The organism is Kitasatospora sp. NPDC090091, from assembly GCF_044747365.1.
Classification (GTDB): domain Bacteria; phylum Actinomycetota; class Actinomycetes; order Streptomycetales; family Streptomycetaceae; genus Kitasatospora.
The window spans coordinates 125,195-140,816 of record NZ_JBIVDY010000001.1 but is presented as its reverse complement, the minus strand read 5'-3'; the positions used below and the strand labels follow the sequence as shown (position 1 = coordinate 140,816).

At 73.0% G+C, this 15,622-nt stretch carries 6 protein-coding genes; 2 read left to right on the top strand and 4 right to left on the bottom strand.

Going from position 1 to position 15,622, the window contains the following annotated elements; translation table 11 throughout:
* Positions 1–105: 105 nt before the first annotated feature.
* Together ACIPSC_RS00605 and pulA are read right to left on the bottom strand one after the other, a co-directional pair.
* Positions 106–2,439 (bottom strand): M4 family metallopeptidase, encoded by a 2,334-nt coding sequence (locus ACIPSC_RS00605; RefSeq protein ID WP_400821961.1) that lies wholly within the window; start codon positions 2,437–2,439, stop codon positions 106–108.
* 556 nt (positions 2,440–2,995) lie between these two features.
* Positions 2,996–8,497: a pullulanase-type alpha-1,6-glucosidase gene (gene pulA / locus ACIPSC_RS00600; RefSeq protein ID WP_400821959.1), complete on the bottom strand. Its 5,502-nt coding sequence runs from the start codon at positions 8,495–8,497 to the stop codon at positions 2,996–2,998.
* 320 nt (positions 8,498–8,817) lie between these two features.
* On the opposite strand from pulA, the gene ACIPSC_RS00595 reads away from it, so the two are divergent.
* Positions 8,818–9,780, top strand: a complete 963-nt coding sequence (locus ACIPSC_RS00595) for a phosphatase PAP2 family protein (protein ID WP_400821958.1) — start codon at positions 8,818–8,820, stop codon at positions 9,778–9,780.
* Positions 9,781–9,889: 109 nt separating this feature from the next.
* Here ACIPSC_RS00595 and ACIPSC_RS00590 read toward each other — a convergent pair whose 3' ends face one another.
* Complete coding sequence (locus tag ACIPSC_RS00590; protein WP_400821956.1) at positions 9,890–12,913, bottom strand: bifunctional [glutamine synthetase] adenylyltransferase/[glutamine synthetase]-adenylyl-L-tyrosine phosphorylase; 3,024 nt, start codon at positions 12,911–12,913, stop codon at positions 9,890–9,892.
* A gap of 247 nt (positions 12,914–13,160) precedes the next feature.
* On the opposite strand from ACIPSC_RS00590, the gene ACIPSC_RS00585 reads away from it, so the two are divergent.
* On the top strand, positions 13,161–13,937 hold the full coding sequence (locus tag ACIPSC_RS00585; protein WP_400821955.1) for a class E sortase: 777 nt from the start codon (positions 13,161–13,163) through the stop codon (positions 13,935–13,937).
* 171 nt (positions 13,938–14,108) lie between these two features.
* On the opposite strand, the gene ACIPSC_RS00580 is transcribed toward ACIPSC_RS00585, so the two are convergent.
* Positions 14,109–15,428, bottom strand: coding sequence for a hypothetical protein (locus ACIPSC_RS00580; protein WP_400821953.1), 1,320 nt, complete (start codon positions 15,426–15,428; stop codon positions 14,109–14,111).
* Between the last annotated feature and the right edge of the window lie 194 nt (positions 15,429–15,622).

Here is a 15,622-nt window from a genome sequence, read left to right as displayed (position 1 = left end):
GGAGCCGGCCGGAGGGCGGGGACCGCACGACACAGGGCCCGGCAGCCGTGCTGCCGGGCCCTGCTCCCTGTCTCACCTGGTTTCAGCCGGTCCTGCCGGCCGGGTTCAGCTCGTGGCGATCGAGGTGTCGTCGATCACGAAGCTCGTCTGCAGCGAGGAGTCCTCGGTGCCGTTGAACTTCAGGGTGACGGTCTGGCCCGCGTAGGCCGACAGGTCGAAGGTGCGCAGCTGGTAGCCGGCGGCGGCGTCCACGTTGGAGTAGGTCTTCAGCGCGGTGCCGTTGACGGTCACGGTCAGCTTGTCGTACACGGTCGAGCCGGACTCACCGGTGTCGATGTGCAGGTAGAAGCTGAGGGTGGCCTTGCAGCCGGACGGGATGGTGACCGTCTGGGAGAGGCTGTCCGTGTGGGTCGAGCCGTAGCCGTTCAGCCAGGCCTTCCACGAACCGCCGTGCGCGGCCTGCGAGGAGCTGTTGTCGACGACGCCGCTGGTGGCCGTCCACGGCGTGGCCGCGCCCGACTCGAAGCCCGCGTTGCCGAGCAGCTGCGCCGGGGTGCAGTTGCTGGTGGTGTCGGTGACCGTCCAGGTGAAGCTGGTGGTCCCGGTCTTGTTCGCCGCGTCCTTGGCGGTCACGGTGACGTTGGAGGTGCCGAGGGCGGTCGGCGTGCCGGTGATCACGCCGGTGGAGGCGTTGATCGACAGGCCGGCCGGCAGGCCGGTGGCCGAGTAGCTGAGCGGGGCGGTGCCGCCGCCGGCCTTGATGGCCAGGTTGACCGCGGTGCCGACCTTGGTGCTCTGGTTGCCCGGGTTGGTGACGGTGACGCCGCCCGGGTTCGGCGCGGTGCCGACGTTGACGCCCGCCCAGGCGGTGCCGACCGCGGTGAGCTCGGCGCTGCCCGCGCCGTACAGGTCGGTGGCCGCCTTCTCCGTCGCGGTGCGGGCCGCGGCGTAGTTGGTGGTGGAGGTCATGTAGGTGGTCAGCGCGCGGTACCAGATCGCGGCGGCCTTGTCCCGGCCGATGCCGGTGACGGCGATGTTGTTCTGGGTCGGCGAGTTGTAGCTGACACCGTTGATGACCTTCGCGCCGCTGCCCTCGGACAGCAGGTAGAAGAAGTGGTTGGCGACGCCCGAGGAGTAGTGGACGTCCTTGTTGCCGACGGTGGAGGACCAGTAGTCGGCGGACGCGCCGTCCTTGGACGGCTTGTCCATGTAGCGCAGCGGGGTGCCGTTCCCGTTGATGTCGATCAACTCACCGATGAGGTAGTCGGGGTTGTCGGTCGGGATGTTGGCGTAGAACTCCACCATGGTGCCGAAGATGTCCGAGGTGGCCTCGTTCAGGCCGCCGGACTCGCCCGAGTAGTTGAGGTTGGCCGTGGCGGCGGTGACGCCGTGGCTCATCTCGTGGCCGGCGACGTCGAGCTCGGTGAGCGGGTGGGTGTTGCCGTCGCCGTCACCGTAGGTCATGCAGAAGCAGTCGTCGTCCCAGAACGCGTTCACGTAGTTCTGGCCGTAGTGGACGCGGCTGTAGGCGCCGACGCCGTCGTTGCGGATGCCGCTGCGGCCGAAGGTGTTCTTGTAGTAGTCCCAGGTGGCCGCGACGCCGAAGTGGGCGTCGACCGCGGCGGACTCGCTGTTGGCGGCGGTGCCGTCGCCCCAGCTGTCGGTGGACTTGCTGTAGAGGGTGCCGGTGCCGGAGGTCCCGTGGTTCAGGTTGGTGGTGTACATCCCACCGCGGGCGCCGTCCTTCATCTGGTACGTCGAACCCGACTGGGTGGTACCGATGGTGACGTTGCCGACGAAGACGCCCTTGCCGGTGCCGGTCTTGACGCCCTCGAACTTCTGGATGACCTGGCCGGAGGTCGCGTCGGTGACCACGTGCAGCTTGCTCGGGGTGCCGTCGGACTCGGTCGAGGAGACGACCGTCTCCCAGGCGAGGCGCGGGTTGTTGTCCGCGGCCCAGACCACCAGGCGCGGCGCGCTCTCCAGCGCGGAGCCCGATTCGGCGGCCAGCGCGGCGGACTGCGCGGCCGGCGCGGCCAGCTTCGGAGTGGTGCTGACACCGGTGAGTGCCGCGCTGCTGGCGCGGTCCACGCCCGTGGTCGTGCCGCCCGGGGCCTGGTGCACCACCAGGTCGCCGCCGAGCACCGGCAGGCCGTTGAGGGTGCGCTCGTAGCGCAGGTGGCGGGCGCCGCTGGCGTCCTGGACGACGTCCTTGGTGACCAGCTTCTCCTCGCTGCCCAGGCCCAGGGTCTGGGCGAGGGAGGCGGACTGCTGGGTCGCCGAGGAGAGCAGCTCGGCACGGCTGGCCTGCTGGGCGGCGACGGCCGCCGGCGCGTCCGGGGTGGCCGCCTGCGCGATGACCGGGAAGCCGGTCACCAGCAGCGCGGTGGTGGCGGCCATGACAACCGCTGCCTTCCGGGCCTGGGTGTAGCGGGACATGCGGACTCCTTTTCCGACCGGCGCGGGTTCGCGTGCGGTGGAGAGAACCTGGCCGCAGGGTTGCGGCGCAGTGGGGGCCCCCGCCGCCGGTGTGCGGCGCGGGTGCGGTTGCGGAGCAGGGTGGAACGATTTCCGAAGGGGCGCGCTGTTCCTGACCTGTGACAGCCGCACCGGGGGGTGGGGCCCCCTCGTCTGCAGCCGGAGGAATCGTGGCAGCAAACGCGTCATGAATGACAGATGCATGCCACTGATTGGCCGATTAGCGATCGAAACCGTATACCGGTGGGCCCCTTGACTGTGTTACAGGCACGAGACCTCGTGACGACCGTTTTCATTTTCGCCGGAACGTTCGGCCACCCCCGGCGGTCACTGACCAGTGCTCGGATCGGCCGCCCGCGCCGAAACCCGGCCGGAAGCGCCGGACGGCGGCGGCACGTCACCGTTCCGGCCGTGCCAGCAATGACTTTCGGCCACTTGGTGTACCGCCCGGTCCGGAAAACGGCGCGGGCCCCGCACCGCCCCGAAGGCGGTGCGGGGCCCGGGTCCGGGCGCCGCGTCAGCGCTGGACGAACACCGCCACGGTGCGGCCGGGCACCGTGAACGTGCCGCTGGACGGGTCGAATCCGGCCTGCTTGACCACCGGGTCGGCCCCGCCGGCCTGGACCGGGTGCAGCGCCTGCGCGGTGCCCTTCAGCCCGGCCACGGTCTGGCTCTGCGCGCCCGGAGTGGCGTTGAACACCACGGTGACGCCCTTCTCCGCGCCCGCCAGCCCGGCGCCGTCCAGGTGGAGCGTGATCACCCCGGGCGCCTCGCCGGCCGTGCCGGAGAGCGGGTAGGAGAGCCGCTGCTGCACCTCGGCCAGGGTGGGCAGCGAGAACAGCGGCGAGGACCGCTTGATCCGCAGGAAGTCCTGGTACTGCAGGCTCGTCGCCCGGATGTCGGCGGCGCCGACCGTCAGCTTCGGGTTGGCCAGCAGGGACTTGGCCGCCGGCCACATCTCCCGGTTGTCGGCCGCCATCGGCACGCCGCGGCCCCAGCCGTTGCCGTCGGCCGGATCCCAGTGGATGGCGTTGAACCAGTCACCGGAGTCGTAGGCGTTGGCGTCCAGCGACTTGGAGCGCAGCAGGTCGCTGCCGGCCTGGGCGAAGCCGGTCCCCTGGCCGAGCGCGGTCAGCGAGAGCGCCAGGGCCTGCATCCGGGCCCGGTCGGCGGGCGCGGTGCCGGCCGGCAGCTTGTAGGCCAGCGCGTCGAACAGGTCGGTGTTGTCGTGCGCGTCCACGTACTCGACCGCCTCGCCGGGCTTGGCCGCGTAGCCGGTGGGAGCGCCGTTGTAGTCGACGCCGGCGCCGGTGACGGTCCGTCCGGAGCTGTCGGTGAAGCTGAAGCCGGCCAGGTTGCCGGTGAGCCCCACCTTGATCTGGTCCATCTGCTTGAGCAGCCGGGCCCGCTGCTCCTCGGGGCTGCCGTTGGCGGGCGAGCCGTTGGGGTCGGTGAACAGGCCCGAGGCGAAGCCCTGCTGCGGGGCGGAGGAGAGCATGAAGTTGCCGCCGCGTGCCGCGTCCCGGATCCGGTCGTCGAAGGTGGCGATGCCGGTTCCGGCCATGTTGAGCTGGGTGGCCTGCTCGAACCGGGCGTTGTTCGCGACGACGCCGAAGTTCCAGCCCTCGCCGTAGAGGAGGACGTTCTTCCCGTCGACGCCGTCCGAGTCCGGCGTCATCCGCCGCAGCGCGGCCTGCACGTCCAGCATGGTGGACTTCGGGTCCAGCCCCATCAGGTCGAAGCGGAAGCCGTCCACCTTGTACTCGCGCGCCCAGGTGGTCACCGAGTCCACCACCAGGCGGTTCATCATGGCGTGCTCGGGCGCGGTGTCGGAGCAGCAGCTGTCCGTCGTCACCTTGCCGTTGGCGTCGAGCCGCTGGTAGTAGCCGGGGACGACCTTGTCCAGCACCGAGTGCTCGGCCTGGCCGCTCGCGGCGGTGTGGTTGTAGACCACGTCCAGCACCACCCGCAGCCCGGCCGCGTGGATCGCCTGCACCATCTGCCGGAACTGCACCGTCCGGGCCGTGCCCGTCGGATCGGTGGCGTACGAGCCCTCCGGCACGTTGTAGTGCAGCGGGTCGTAGCCCCAGTTGTAGGCGTCCTGGGCGGCGACGGCCGCCACGCACTCCTGCTGCTTCTCGCTGTCCGCCGCCAGCGCCTTGAGGTCGCAGGCGGGCAGCTTCTGCTCGGCCCGGTTCTCCCGGATGGTGGCGATGTCGAAGGTCGGCAGCAGGTGGACGGTGGTCACGCCGGCCCCGGCCAGCTCGCGCAGGTGCTTCATGCCGGCCGACTGCGACTCGGTGAAGGCCAGGTAGGTGCCCCGCTCGGCGGCCGGCACGGTGGCGTCCTCGACCGAGAAGTCGCGGACGTGCAGCTCCTGGATCTGCTCGCGGGCGGGCGGGACGGCCTTCGGGACGGCGTGGTCGTCCCAGCCCTGCGGCTTCAGCGCCGCGGAGGCGAGGTCGGTGACCAGGCTCCGCCGCGAGTCGGCGGAGAGCGCCACCGAGTACGGGTCGGTCACCGTGTTGACCACCGTGCGCTGCACCGACGGGGCCCAGACCTTCACCTGGTACAGGTAGTACTTGCCGTCCAGCTCGGCCTTGTCCCGGACGAGTTCCCAGACACCGGTCTCGTCGTCCAGCTTCATCGGCACGGTCTTCGGGGTGCCGCCGTCCGGCCCGTCGAAGAGCTGGACGGAGACCTCCTGCGCGGTGGGCGCCCAGACCGAGAGCGCCACCTTGCCGTTGTAGTACGCCGGCCCGAAGTCCACCCGGCCCGTGCGGCGCGCGTACAGGTCGTCCAGGACGCCGGGGATCTGCACCCCGGTGGCGGCCAGCGCGGCACCGCTCGGCAGGTGCTCGGTGAAGAGCAGCTGGCCGCGGAGCGCCTGCGCGACGCGCCCGGCGTCCCGCTGGTCCACGGTGAAGGCCCGGTAGCCCGCCAGGTGCGGGAACTTCGCCTTCTGCGCGTCGGTCAGCCCGCCCTGGACGGGGGTGAGCCGGATCCACTGCCCGGCCTTGCTCAGCACGCCCTTGTCGGCCGTGATGCCGCCCTCGGGGTCGTAGACCAGCTGGGCGCTGGTGCCGCCGGCCAGGGCGGCGTCGCCGGCGCCGTAGCCGGCCGGGACGACCACCGTGCGGGCGTCGATCCACTGCGCCTTGGCCGAGCCGAGGTCCACCTGGGAGGAGGCGGCCGCGGTCTGCGGCAGCAGGTAGCCCTCCCGGCCGCCGAGGATCCAGACCTCGCGGCCGGTGGCGGCGAGGTCCAGCGACTGGTCGTTCGGCAGGTCCTTGTCGTTGCCCCGGTGCAGGATGTAGCTGAGGCTGGTCGCGCCGGGCGCGAGCGGCACCTCGAAGACCGCGCCGAAGGCGTCGCGGCGCACCGGCATCAGCGGGCTGCCCCAGTCGGTGGGGTGGGCGGCACCGGTCCAGTCGTGCAGGCCCCAGCCGTCGTAGTCGCCGTCGGGGCGGTTGTAGTGGATGACGGCGGTGCCGGCGGGCGGGGTGTCGACCGGTCCGGGGTTGGCGGTCCGGACGGTCGGGTCGCCCTCCTTGAGCCAGATCTCGCCGGTCGCGCCGACGTCGATGTGGCGGTCGGCGTCCACGTCCTTGGCGCCGTCCTTCTCCACGATGAAGCCGACGTCCGAGGCGCCGGGCTTGAGCTTGACGTAGGCGAAGGCGCCGTAGGCGTCGCGGCCGGTGAAGCCGTGCCCGGCCGGCCACTGGGTCCCCTCGCCGTCGGCGATGTCGCCCCAGGCGTAGAGGTTCCAGCCGTCGTAGTCGCCGCTCCGGCGCTGGTAGTGCACGACGGCGTAGGGGCGGGCGGCCGCGCTGGGCACCGGCTTGGGTGCGGGGGCGCCGGTGGTGAAGCTCGCGGTGGCCGAGCGCAGGTGGCCGCTGGAGTCCTGGACCACGGCCTTGTAGCGGACGACGGTGCCGGGCGCCACGGCGCCGAGGTCCTGGGTGACCCGGTAGACGCCGTTGTCGGCGGTGCCGAGGGTCTGCCACGGCCCGGTGCCGACCTGGGCGGCGAAGCTGACCCGGTTGAAGCCGCCCCCGTCGACGTCGGCGCCGACGGTGACGGTGCCGCTGCTGCCGTCGGCCGGCGGCCGGAGCGCCAGCCCCGGCGCGGCCGCGACCGGGGCCAGCCGGCCGGTGGCCTTGAAGACCACCGAGGAGAGCGCGGGCACGGTCACGGTCACCTTGCGGTCCGCGCCGCTGGTCAGCTTCTCGCCCGCGGCCGGGTAGATCCGGTCGAAGCCCTGCCCGGCGGCGAAGGTGTCCAGGGTGACGGTCTTCGCCCCGGTCGCGTTGTTCACCGCGACCAGGTACTCGACCTGCTGGCCGGCGTCGATCCGGGAGAAGGCGTACACGCCCGCGCCGTCGGCGGCGTACCGCTCGATCTGGGCGCCGTCGGCGAGCGCCGGGTGGTCGCGGCGGAGTTGGGCCAGCCCGGCGATGCCCTGGTAGAGCGCGCCGCCCTGCCCGTAGCGGTCGGCGGAGCCGGCGGTTCCGCCGAGCACCCGGTCGGTGTTGTACGAGGGGGTCTGCGAGGCGAAGAGGTCCTGCCGGGCGTCCTTGTCGCCGCCCGCGCCGGTGAAGCCCTGCTCGTCGCCGTAGTAGACGACGGGCTGGCCACGGGTGAGGAACTGCAGCTCGGTGCCGAGCCGGTCCTTCTTCAGCAGGGTGGCGTCGTCGGCGCCGGGGTTGTCGCTCAGCAGGAAGGAGCCGAAGCGGCCCATGTCGTGGTTGCCGAGGAAGGTCGGCAGCTCGTACGCGTCGGTGTCGGCGGTGGTGTAGCGGTAGTCCTGGCCGTACACGTCGGCGAGGGCCTTCGCCGAGCCGCCCTGCGAGACGTAGGAGCGGGCGGCGTTCTGGAACGGGAAGTCCAGCGTGGCCTGCAGCCTGCCCTTGGTGACGTACGGCGAGGTGATCGCCGGGTCGCCGGAGTAGACCTCGCCGAACATGAAGAACCGCTTGTTGCCCTGCTTGGCGGCGAAGTCCTTCAGCGCCGGCGCCCACTGCTGCCAGAAGGCCATGTTGACGTGCTTGACGGTGTCGATCCGGAAGCCGTCCACGCCGGCGTCCTTGACCCACTGCTGGTAGACCTTCTCGAAGCCCTGCACCACCCGCGGGTTCTGGGTGTCGAGGTCGTCCAGGCCGGAGAAGTCGCCCTCGGTGGCGGACTCGCCGGCGAAGGTCGAGTCGCCGCGGTTGTGGTAGAGGGCGGGGTCGTTGAGCCAGGCCGGGGTCTTGGCGGTGGCGTCGGCCGGGTTGCGGAAGACCGGGCTGTACGGGAACGAGTCCTTGGTCAGCTTCGGCCAGGCGGCCCGTGCGTCGGCGAGCGCGGTCTCGTCCACCGGCCGGCCGTCGGCGTCCAGCACCGGGTAGGCGCCGGTGCTCCGGTAGCCGTACTGCTTCTGCTGGTAGTCGATGACGTCGGCGGTGTGGTTGGTGATGACGTCGAAGAAGACCTTGATCCCGCGCGCGTGCGCCTCGGCTATCAGCTCCTTGAGCTGCTCGTTGGTGCCGAAGTGCGGGTCGACCTGGGTGAAGTCGGTGATCCAGTAGCCGTGGTACCCGGCGGAGGCGTCCGGGCCCGCGCCCTGGACCGGCTTGTTCTTGAAGATCGGGGCCATCCAGATCGCGGTGGTGCCGAGGTTCTGGATGTAGTCGAGCCGCTGGATCAGGCCGGCGAGGTCGCCGCCGTGGTAGAAGCCCTTGTCCGCGGGGTCGAGGCCGTGCTCCAGCCGGCTGCCGGTGATGCCGCCGGTGTCGTTGCCCCGGTCGCCGTTGGCGAAGCGGTCCGGCAGCACGAAGTAGAACTGCTCGCGGGTGAGGTCGTGCCGCCCGCCGGTGGCGGCCAGCGCGGCGTCCGAGGGGGGTGCGGGCGGGGCGGCGGCGAACGCGGCCGGGGCGGTGCCGAGGGTGGCGGCCATCAGCGAGGCGGCGAGCAGCACCGCCGTCCGGCCGGGTCTGCGGGTGGTGCTCCGCCGGCGGCGGGGCGTGACATCGGCCACGGAGGGCTCCCTTGCGGGGGAAAGGGGTGATCGAGTTGCGAGGACGCTAGCGGGCTGCAATCTGTTTCAGCAAGATGCAGAAACGGTTTCGCGCAGGGAAAATACGCTCCTCGTACCGGTTCCCGACCCCCGATTGCGCCCGCCGATCCGCCCGGCGTGACAATGGGAGCTATGCCCGTCCCACCGGTTCGCACCAGACCCATCCGCACCCCCTACCCCGGTGGGAGAGACCCCCTAGCCCTCAAGGGGGACAGCCGGTGAAGAATCCACTTCCGCAGGATGAGCAGACGGCTACGGGACGTCTGGCAGACTTCTCGTCCATGGGGGAACCGACCGACATCCAGCAGCCCGGCGCCGAACACACCGACGCGGCACCCGGCACTCCCGCGCCGGCCCCGGCCGGACCCGGCCGGATGCCCGACGGAGCCACCCGGGTCGCCCAGTCCCGCTCGGCCGCCCTGCGCAGCCGTGTCCGCGACCAGCGCCGCTCGCCGGCCCGGCCACGGATCTGGTTCGAGCTGGCGCTGATCGGCATCAGCTACTGGCTCTACTCCCTCGTCCGCAACGCGGTGCCCGAGCAGGAGGCGATAGCCCAGAAGCACGCCTCCTGGATCTGGGACTTCGAGCACAGCCTGGGCGTCGCGTTCGAGCACTCGGTCAACCACGCGATGGACGGCATCGGCTGGCTCATCACCGGGATGAACTACTACTACGCGACGCTGCACTTCGTCGTCACCATCGGCGTCCTGGTCTGGCTCTACCGACGCCACCCGGGCCGCTACGTCGGGGTCCGCACCGTGCTGTTCGTCACCACCGGCATCGCCCTGGTCGGCTTCTACTTCTTCCCGCTGGCCCCGCCCCGGCTGATGACGGACGGCGGCTTCATCGACACCGTGAAGACGCACGGCACCTGGGGCTCGATGGCCTCCGGCCCGGCCACGCACGTCTCCAACCAGTTCGCGGCGATGCCCTCGATGCACATCGGCTGGTCGATGTGGTGCGGCCTGACCCTCTTCTTCCTGGCCCGCCGCACGTGGGTCCGGGTGCTCGGCCTGCTCTACCCGGCCGCCACCCTGGTGGTCATCGTCTCAACCGCGAACCACTTCTGGATGGACGCGGTCGGCGGCCTGGTCTGCCTCCTGGTCGGCTTCCTCACCGCCCGCTGGCTCTACCACTCCTCGGTCTACAAACTGCCCAGGGTGCCCGCCCGGGAGACGCCGGAGGAGCCGATCACCGTGCCGGAGCAGTGGAGCGAGCCGGCCGTGAGCACCGCCCGACGCTGACCGCCGTACGGCACCACCCGAATACGCCCGAAGAGGGCCCGGTGACCACTCATCGGGCCCTCTTCGCGTCCTCCCCCGCTCAGCGCCCCGGGCGCGCACCGGCAGGCCCTCAGCCGTAGAACAGCCGCTCCACCACCGCCCGGGCCCGCCGGGTGGCCCGCCGGTAGTCGTCCACCAGCTCGCCGCTGTGCCCGGCGCCGTAGCCGAGGTAGCGCGCCACCCCGGCCAGCTCGCGGGCGTCCGCGGGGAAGCTGTCCCCCGGCCGGCCGCGCACCAGCATCACCGCGGACCGCACCCGTGAGGCCAGCACCCAGGCGGTGTCCAGCACCGCCGCGTCCTCCTCGTCCACCAGCCCGGCCTCGGCGGCGGCCGCCAGCGCGGCCCTGGTCCGGGTGGTGCGCAGGGCCGGCAGCTCGTGCCCGTGCTGGAGCTGGATCAGCTGGACGGTCCACTCGACGTCCGCCAGTCCGCCCCGGCCGATCTTGGTGTGGGTGGTCGGGTCGGCCCCCCGCGGCAGCCGCTCGGCCTCGATCCGGGCCTTGATCCGGCGGATCTCCATCAGGTCCCGCTCCGGCACCCCGACACCGGGGTACCGCAGCGGGTCGATCAGCTGCCGGAACCGCGCCCCCAGGTCCTCGTCCCCGGCCACCGGCTCGGCCCGCAGCAGCGCCTGGCTCTCCCAGGCGTGCGACCAGCGCCGGTAGTACGCCGTGTACGAGGCGAGGGTGCGCACCAGCGGACCGTTGCGGCCCTCCGGCCGCAGGTCGGCGTCGACCAGCAGCGGCGGCTCGGTGGACGGCGCGGCCAGCAGCGTGCGCAGCTCGTGGCAGACGGCCTGGGCGGCCCGGGCGGCGTCCTGCTCCAGCGAGCCGAGCAGCGGCTCGTGGACGAAGAGCACGTCCGCGTCCGAGCCGTAGCCGAGCTCGCGGCCGCCGAACCTGCCCATCGCGATCACCGCGATCCTGGTCGGCAGGCCACCGTGCTCGGCCTCCCAGCCGGCGATGCAGGCCCGCAGCGACCCCTGCAGGGTGGCGGCGTTCAGCGCGGTGAGCGCCTCCCCCGCGGCGTCCAGGGCCTCGGCGGGGTCGTCGCCCAGCCGGCCGAGCACGTCCGCGGCCGCGGTCCGGAACAGCTCGCGCCGGCGCACCGAGCGGGCCGCGGCGACCCCCGCGCCGGTGGAGTCGGCCCGGCCGACGGCGGCCAGTATCTCCTGCTCCAGCGCGGCCCGGCCGCGCGGCACCAGCCCCTGCGGGTCACCCAGCATGGCCACCGCCTCGGGCGCCCGCAGCAACAGGTCGGGGGCGAGCCGGCCGGCCGAGAGCACCCGGGCCAGCTGCTCGGCGGCGGCGCTCTCGTCCCGCAGCAGCCGCAGGTACCAGGGGGTGCGGCCGAGCGCGTCGGACACCTGGCGGAAGTTGAGCAGCCCGGCGTCCGGGTCTGCCGAGTCGGCGAACCAGCCGAGCAGCACCGGCAGCAGCGTCCGCTGGATGGCGGCCTTGCGGCTGACGCCGGAGGCGAGCGCGGTGAGGTGGCGCAGCGCGGCGGCCGGGTCGGCGTAGCCGAGCGCCTCCAGCCGGGCGCGCGCGGCGTCCGGGGTGAGGCCGGCCGCGCCGGCCGGCAGCTCGGCGACGGCGTCCAGCAGCGGCCGGTAGAACAGCTTCTCGTGCAGCCGGCGGACCTCGACGGCGTGCCGCTTCCACTCCCGCTGCAACGCGGCCACCGGGTCGGCCCGGGTGTCGTCGTTGATCAGCGGGGCGAGCGAGCGGGCCAGCCGGCGCTGGTCCTCCTCGCCGGTGGGCATCAGGTGGGTGCGGCGCAGCCGGTGCAGCTGGATCCGGTGCTCCATCGAGCGCAGGAAGCGGTAGGCGGCTTCCAGCGACGCGGCGTCGGCCCGGCCGACGTACCCGCCCCGGGAGAGTGCGGCCAGCGCCTCCAGGGTGTTGCCGCTGCGCAGCGCCGGATCGGTGCGCCCGTGCACCAGCTGGAGCAGCTGGACGGAGAACTCGACGTCCCGCAGCCCGCCCGGGCCGAGCTTGAGCTGGCGGTCCAGCTCGGTGACCGGGATGGAGTCGATCACCCGGCGGCGCATCTGCTGCACGTCGGCGACGAAGTTCTCCCGGGCCGCGGCCTGCCAGACCATCGGCTCCAGCGCGGCGAGGTAGGCGGCGCCCAGCTCGGCGTCGCCGGCCACCGGGCGGGCCTTGAGCAGGGCCTGGAACTCCCAGGTCTTGGCCCAGCGCTGGTAGTACGCGGTGTGGCTGGCGAGGGTGCGCACCAGCGGGCCGTTGCGCCCCTCGGGCCGCAGGTTGGCGTCGACCGGCCAGATGGTGCCCTCGCCGGTGGTGTCGGCGCAGAGCCGGGTGAGCGCGGCGGCGAGCCGGGTGGCGGCCTTGAGCGCCTCGTGCTCGTCGGCGCCCTCCTGCGGCTCGGCGACGAAGATGACGTCCACGTCGGAGACGTAGTTGAGCTCGCGGCCGCCGCACTTGCCCATGCCGATGACGGCCAGCCGGCAGGCCCGGGCGGCCTCCGGGTCCTGCTCGGCCGCGAGGTCCAGGGCGGTCTGCAGGGTGGCGCCGGCCAGGTCGGCGAGCTCGGCGGCGGTCTGCGCCAGGTCGGTGGTGCCGGTGAGGTCGCGGGCGGCGATCGCCAGCAGGCAGCGGCGGTAGGCGACCCGCAGGGCGTCCGCCGGGCCGGCCGTGCCGTCCGCCCGGACGGCCTGTTGCAGCGCGCGCAGGAAGTCGTCCGGGCCGGGGTGCATGTCGCGCAGCTCGAAGGTGACCAGGGCGTGCCAGTCGTGCGGGTGCCGGGCCAGGTGGTCGGCGAGCGCGGTGGACGCGCCGAGCACGCCGAGCAGCCGGTCGCGCAGCGGCTTGGAGGTGGTCAGGGTGTCGCGCAGGGTGTGCCGGTCCGCCTCGTCCGCGGCCTCCAGCAGGCGGGCCAGGCCGAGCAGGGCGAGGTCCGGGTCGGCGGTGGCGCCGAGCGCGTCGAGCAGCACCGGGTCGTCGGCCAGGCCCTCCAGGCCGGGCCCGGCGAGCAGCCGGACGGCCTGCGCCGGGTCGGTGAACCCGCGCCGGACCAGCCTGATCTCGGGCCGGCTCACCCGGCTCCCGGCCCGCTGCTCCTCCACCGCCATGGCCCCTCCATCCCTCCGTTCAGCAGATTACGCGCCCCCACCGCGCCGCGCCGGGCATGACCGCGGACCGGACCCCGCCCGGCCACCGGTGTGGCGTGTCGGCTTGCCCGCCCGTCCGGGGACGCGGTGAAGTACGCCCATGACCGGCCCGGACGTCTCGGGCGGGGTGTGCCCGCCGCTGCGCCGCGCGGACCGCGCCCGCCCCCGGCCGACGCCCTCTCCCCCGTCCCCCAGCGAAGGACAGCCCATGGCGACCGCGCACCCGTCCGCGGCGCGAGCCCCGCGCCGGCGCCTGCTCCGGGCCGCGGTCGGCGCGCTCGGCGACCTGCTGTTCACCGTGGGCGTGCTGCTCGCCCTGCTGGTCGTCCACTCGCTGTGGTGGACGAACCTCACGGCCGCCCGGCACGCCGATCTCGCCGCCGAGCACCTGCGCCAGCGCTGGTCGGCGGCGGCCCCGACGGCACCGGCTGCACCACCGGCACCACCGGCGGCGGCACCGACCGGAAGCACGGACACCGCCGCCCCGGCCCCGTTCGGGGAGGACGACGGCATCGGGTTCCTGCACGTGCCTGCGATGGGCGCCGGCTACCAGGTGCTGATCAAGACCGGCACCGACGAGAAGACCCTCGCGGAGGGCGTCGCCGGCGCCTACACGGAGCCGTACGCCGCCGCGATGCCCTGGGAGCCCCGGGGGAACTTCGCCCTGGCCGCCCACCGGGACGGCCACGGCGCGAAGTTCCACGACCTGGACGTGCTGAAGCCGGGCGACCCACTGGTCGTGGAGACCCGCGACCGCTGGTACGTGTACCGCGTCGACGCCACGCTGCCGAAGACCTCCAAGGACGACACCGGCGTCATCGCCCCGGTGCCCACCGGCTCCCCCTACACCGGGCCGGGCCGCTACATCACCCTGACGACCTGTACGCCGGTCTACACCTCGCTCCACCGGATGGCCGTCTGGGGCAGCCTGGTCCGGGAGCAGCCGGTGGACGCCGCCCGTACGCCGCCGCCCGAGCTGCGCTAGCGAGGCCCCTCGCCGGGGCGGGCGGTGGAAGCCGGCCGACGGGCGGGCGCGCGGTGCGCCCCGTCCCCGTCCTGCCGTCCCGGCCGTTGAACGGCCGGGACGGCACCCCGCCGGACGACCGCGCAGTGCGGCCCGTGCGCCGCTACCCGGCGTCCCGGGGAACGGGTGCGGTCATGCACGCCGCCGGCCGAGCCGCATCGCCGCCGCGCCCGCCGCGAGCAGCGCGGCCGAGAGGCCGAGCATGATCGGCATCCCCTGGGAGCCCGTCTCGGCGAGCTCGCCGTGGTGGTGCCCCGGCTTGTGCTCCGTGTCCTTGCCGTGCGGCTTGGACTGGTGGTCCTTGCCGCCGCCGTGGTACCCGGTCTGGTGCTCCTGGCCGGAGGCGTGGTGCGCGGGCTTGCCGCCGTGCTCGCCGCCGCCGTGGTGAACCGCCTTGGACGGCTTGCCCGCCTGCCCGACGAGGCTGGTCTTGTTCACGTTGTGCGAGGCCTGCTGGTTCTTCTGGCTCTGCGCGTTGGAGAGCTTGTTGTCCTGCGAGGCCGACTGGTGCGCCGCGTTCTTCGCGCTGTTGTGCGCGGAGTTGTTCGAGCTGCTGGCGGCGATGTTGTTCGCGCTGTTGTCGAGGTTGTTGGTGACGCTGTTCTGCACGACGACGGTCACGTGGACGTGCTGGTCCTGGCCCTGGTTCTGCTTGCCGCTCTGGCTCTGGCCCTGTTCCTGGCCCTGACCCTGCAGCTGGCCCTGGCCCTGGTTCTGGCCGTTGCTCTGGCCCTGGTTCTGGTTCTGGCCCTGCCCCTGGTCGCCGTGGCCCTCGTGACCGCCGTGACCCTCGTGACCACCGTGGTCCCCGTGCTCCTCGTGACCGCCATGGCCCTCGTGACCACCGTGGTCCCCGTGCTCCTCGTGACCGCCGTGGCCACCGGGCTGGCAGCCGCAGTCGGACGGCCCGTGACCGCCGTTGTGGCCCTGCCCCTCCTCGGCGCACTGATCACCGTGCTGACCGTGCTCGCCGTGCTCGCCGTGCTCGCCGTGCTCGCCGCCACCGGTCGGCCGGCCCTCGGGGGTCACGAGCGCCGGCGCCGAGGAAACCGCCGGCCGGGTGCGCACGACGCCGTCCTCGCCCAGCCGGGCCAGGTCGTCCTGCGCGACGGCGTCGCCCTCGACCGACTCCGCGGACTCCCCCGCCAGGCCGTCGGCCCAGGCGTCGTCGGCCTCGGTGTCGGTGCTCGTGTCGGCCCGATGGGCCGGGCGGACCACCGGCGAGGAGTGGATGGTGCCGCGACCGTTGAAGGTCCAGGTACCGACGGAGGATCCGGTGTCCTCATCGGCCAGGCGCAGGAGGCTGTCGACCCACTCGCCCTGGGCCTCCACGGATTCCGAGGCTGCGCCGTGGTCGACGAGGGGTGAGGCGAAGGCCGTACCGTCCGCGCCCCACACGAGGGCGGCCGAGGCCAGTCCGGACAGGACCAGGGTGGTGATTCGAGTACGCATGACGCTCCAGGATGATCCGCAAAACGGATCTTCTGAATACGCCCCTCCGTCACCCGTTCACGGTGCGCACCGCTGGGGTGTAACCGCATCGGCCTAACGAATTAGCGTGCGCGGGGGACGCCGCCCCCGGCACGCCCACCCCGCCCTCCACGGCCGCCGGGCCCCACGACAGCACAGTGGGCCCACTCCGAACG

Coding starts and splice junctions, on each gene's coding strand:
- ACIPSC_RS00605 (WP_400821961.1), bottom strand. CDS start 2,439: ATGTCCCGCTACACCCAGGCCCGGAAGGCAGCGGTTGTCATGGCCGCC.
- ACIPSC_RS00595 (WP_400821958.1), top strand. CDS start 8,818: ATGGGGGAACCGACCGACATCCAGCAGCCCGGCGCCGAACACACCGAC.
- ACIPSC_RS00590 (WP_400821956.1), bottom strand. CDS start 12,913: ATGGCGGTGGAGGAGCAGCGGGCCGGGAGCCGGGTGAGCCGGCCCGAG.
- ACIPSC_RS00585 (WP_400821955.1), top strand. CDS start 13,161: ATGGCGACCGCGCACCCGTCCGCGGCGCGAGCCCCGCGCCGGCGCCTG.
- ACIPSC_RS00580 (WP_400821953.1), bottom strand. CDS start 15,428: ATGCGTACTCGAATCACCACCCTGGTCCTGTCCGGACTGGCCTCGGCC.